We start from the raw sequence: 3,030 nt of genomic DNA, 5'->3' as shown, positions 1-3,030 counted from the left end.
CCTCGACGGGCGCCGCGGCGGGTGCGGCATCCGCCCCCGTCTCGGAGACGTCGTCCTGCCGCTTCGCATCGAGCGCTCGGCGCGCTTCGGACGTCACCTCGTCGAGGGTGCCGCCGGTCACGGCCCGGACGATCCCGGCGGTCAACCCCTCGACGAAGGGCCCGTCGCTGATGCGCACGGGCACGGCGCTCTCCCGGAGATCCAGGGCGAGCGAGGAGCTCAGCACGGCCGAGCCCAGGTCGGTGACGATGAGCACCCCGTCGGTGTCGGCCAGCTCGTCGATCGCCTGCGCGATCGCGGCGGCGTCCGTGCCGAAGCCGCCCGCGGCGCCGGCCGCGACCCGCACCGGCGGCGCCTCGTCATGCACCATCTGCAGGGCGAGGTCGACCGCCGCGTCGGCGAGCGGGGCGGAGTGCGAGACGACGACGAACCCGATCACGCGGCCAGCACTCCCGCCAGGGTCTCGAGCAGGATGACCGACGACGACGCCCCCGGATCGAGATGCCCGGCACTGCGCTCCCCGAGGTACGAGGCACGACCCTTGCGCGCCACGAGCGGTTCGGTCGAGTCGCGTCCGGCCTCTCCGGCGCGGGCAGCGGATGCCGCGGCATCCGCTGCACTTTCACCCGCCGCCGCGGCGGCGAAGGCCGCGACAGCGGGGGTGAGCGCGTCGATCATGGTCTTGTCGCCGATCTCGGCGTGACCGCGCGAGACGATGCCGGCGACGCCGGCGGCGAGCGCTTCGGCGAACTGCGCGGCGGTGACCTCGGAGTCGGCGGGCAGCGCCTTGGCCGCCTCGAGGAAGAGGGTGCCGTAGAGCGAGCCACTCGCCCCACCGACGGTCGAGATGAGGGTCATCCCGACCGACTTCAGCAGGGCGGGAGCCGTGTCGGGCACGCCGGCGTCGAGCTTCGTGACCACGGCGGTGAAGCCGCGGGCCATGTTCGTGCCGTGGTCGGCGTCGCCGATGGCCGAGTCGAGCTCGGTGAGCCAGGCGGCCTTCTCGTGCAGGGCGGCAGAGGCGGCGCGCAGCCACGCCTCGAGCTGGGCGACGGTGATGACGTCTGCCATCTCAGCGCCCCCAGCGCAGGGCGGAGGTCACGACCGGGGCATCCCAGAGGCGCAGGATCTCGTCGTCGGCCTTCACCAGCGTGAGCGAGGCGCCGGCCATGTCGAGGCTCGTGACATAGTCGCCGACGAGCGTGCGCGCGACGGTGACGCGCTTCGCCTCGAGGGCCTTCGCGACCTCGCCGTAGGTGAGGTAGAGCTCGATGAGCGGCGTGCCGCCGAGGCCGGTGAGCAGGGCGATCACGGGCGATCCGGTGAAGTCGAGGTCGTCGGTGATGGCGGTGACGATCGTCTCGGCGATGTCGTGAGCGGATGCCAGCGGCACCCGCTTGCGGCCCGGCTCGCCGTGGATGCCGACACCGACCTCCATCTCGTCCTCGGGCAGCTCGAAGCTCGGCTTGCCGTTGGCCGGCACGGTGCAGCTCGTGAGCGCGACGCCCATCGAGCGCCCGTTCGCGGCGACCTTCTCGGCGATGCGCTTGACCTCTGCGAGGGGCAGGCCTTCGGCCGCGGCGGCGCCGGCGACCTTCTCGACGACGAGGGTCGTGCCCACGCCGCGGCGACCCGCGGTCCAGGTGGAGTCCTCGACGGCGACGTCGTCGGCCACGACGACCGACTCGACGATCACGCCCTCCTCACGGGCGAGGTCGGCGGCCATGTCGAAGTTGAGCACGTCGCCGGTGTAGTTCTTCACGATGAACAGCACGCCCGAACCGGAGTCGACCTTCGTCGCGGCGGCGAGCATCTGGTCGGGGGTGGGCGAGGTGAACACCTCGCCCGCGCACGCGGCGTCGAGCATGCCGTCGCCGACGAAGCCGCTGTGCAGGGGCTCGTGACCCGAGCCTCCGCCGGAGACGAGGGTGACGCGACCGGCGCGCGGTGCGGTGCCGAACACGACGCGGTTCTCGAAGTCGACGTCGAGTTCGGGGTGGGCTGCGGCGACCCCGTGCAGCGCGTCGGCGAGGACGTTGGCCGGGTCGTTGATGAGCTTCTTCATGCGCGGATCTCCTGCTCGTTTCAGGCCTCGGTCGTCGAGGCGTTGTCGATGCGCGCGACGGATCGGGATCGCCCGCCGGCGTCACAGCAGGGGGTGTCCGCGACGCGCATGCGCCGCGTGGTGATGTCGTCCATGACTCACGCTCCCCTGTGAACGATGTGTGGATCGACGGTGCAATTTTCGACATTGTCGAAACCACTTCGCTAATATCGAAGCATTGTCGCGTCGGACGCCGGTGTCAAGAGGCATCCCGACCGTGCGTCCCCTGAGGATGCTGAATGCGGAAGGAGAGCCCCATGATCCAGTCGATCGACCGTGCCGCGCGCATCCTCGGGCTCCTGCAGGGCGCGCGGCGACTGGGCGTCAGCGACCTCGGCGCCGCGCTCGGACTCCCCCCGTCCACCGTGCACGGGCTCGTGAAGTCGTTGCAGGCCCACGGGCTCGTCGCGCAGGAACCCGACGGCAACCGCTACATGCTCGGGCCTGCGCTGCTCAAGCTCTCGAGCGTCTACCTCGACACCCTCGATGTGCGCTCGCGCTCCATCCGGTGGATGCACGCTCTGTCGCAGCGCACCGGCTTCGCCACCCGGCTCGGGGTGCCGCTGCTCGGCGACGTGCTCGTCATCCATCACGACCGGCGCCCGGACGGCTCCGAGCAGATGCCCGAGACCGGCATCACGCTGCCCGTGCACGCGTCGGCGATCGGCAAGGTGCTGGCGGCCTACGACGACGACGTGCGCGGTGAACTGCTTGCACGCGAGCTCGCCGACCTCACCGACCACACAGTGACGGATGCCGCATCCCTCACGTCGGCGCTCGACGACATCCGAGCGGCGGCGCTCGCGTGGGAGATCGAGGAGGCCGTCGTCGGAGAGTGCTCGGTGGCGGTGCCGGTCGTCGACGACACCGGACGGGTGATCGCCGCCGTGGCGCTCGTCGTGCCCGCCGACGCGCAGCCGGTGCCC

The 3,030-nt window shown here is 71.5% G+C and carries 4 protein-coding genes; 1 reads left to right on the top strand and 3 read right to left on the bottom strand.

What is annotated here, in order from left to right; translation table 11 throughout:
• The 3 genes from ASG00_RS17655 to dhaK form a co-directional block, all read right to left on the bottom strand.
• On the bottom strand, positions 1–439 hold a 439-nt coding region (locus ASG00_RS17655), incomplete at its 3' end, for a PTS-dependent dihydroxyacetone kinase phosphotransferase subunit DhaM (protein ID WP_442922619.1).
• Positions 436–1,071, bottom strand: a complete 636-nt coding sequence (dhaL, locus tag ASG00_RS07540) for a dihydroxyacetone kinase subunit DhaL (RefSeq protein WP_056208105.1) — start codon at positions 1,069–1,071, stop codon at positions 436–438. The genes dhaL and ASG00_RS17655, both read right to left, overlap by 4 nt.
• Position 1,072: 1 nt before the next feature.
• Positions 1,073–2,065 (bottom strand): dihydroxyacetone kinase subunit DhaK, encoded by a 993-nt coding sequence (gene dhaK / locus ASG00_RS07535; protein WP_056208102.1) that lies wholly within the window; start codon positions 2,063–2,065, stop codon positions 1,073–1,075.
• A 296-nt stretch (positions 2,066–2,361) separates the two neighbouring features.
• Between dhaK and ASG00_RS07530 the strand changes: the two genes are divergently transcribed.
• Positions 2,362–3,030: IclR family transcriptional regulator (locus ASG00_RS07530; protein ID WP_082483135.1), on the top strand; the 669-nt coding region annotated here is incomplete at its 3' end.

This window comes from Microbacterium sp. Leaf351 (genome assembly GCF_001423825.1).
GTDB classification, from domain to species: Bacteria; Actinomycetota; Actinomycetes; order Actinomycetales; family Microbacteriaceae; genus Microbacterium; species Microbacterium ginsengisoli.
This window is presented reverse-complemented; position numbering and strand designations above follow the sequence as displayed.

What these genes read in the sequence shown, in the direction of transcription:
- dhaL (WP_056208105.1), bottom strand. Translation starts at nt 1,071, where the DNA reads ATGGCAGACGTCATCACCGTCGCCCAGCTCGAGGCGTGGCTGCGCGCC.
- dhaK (WP_056208102.1), bottom strand. Translation starts at nt 2,065, where the DNA reads ATGAAGAAGCTCATCAACGACCCGGCCAACGTCCTCGCCGACGCGCTG.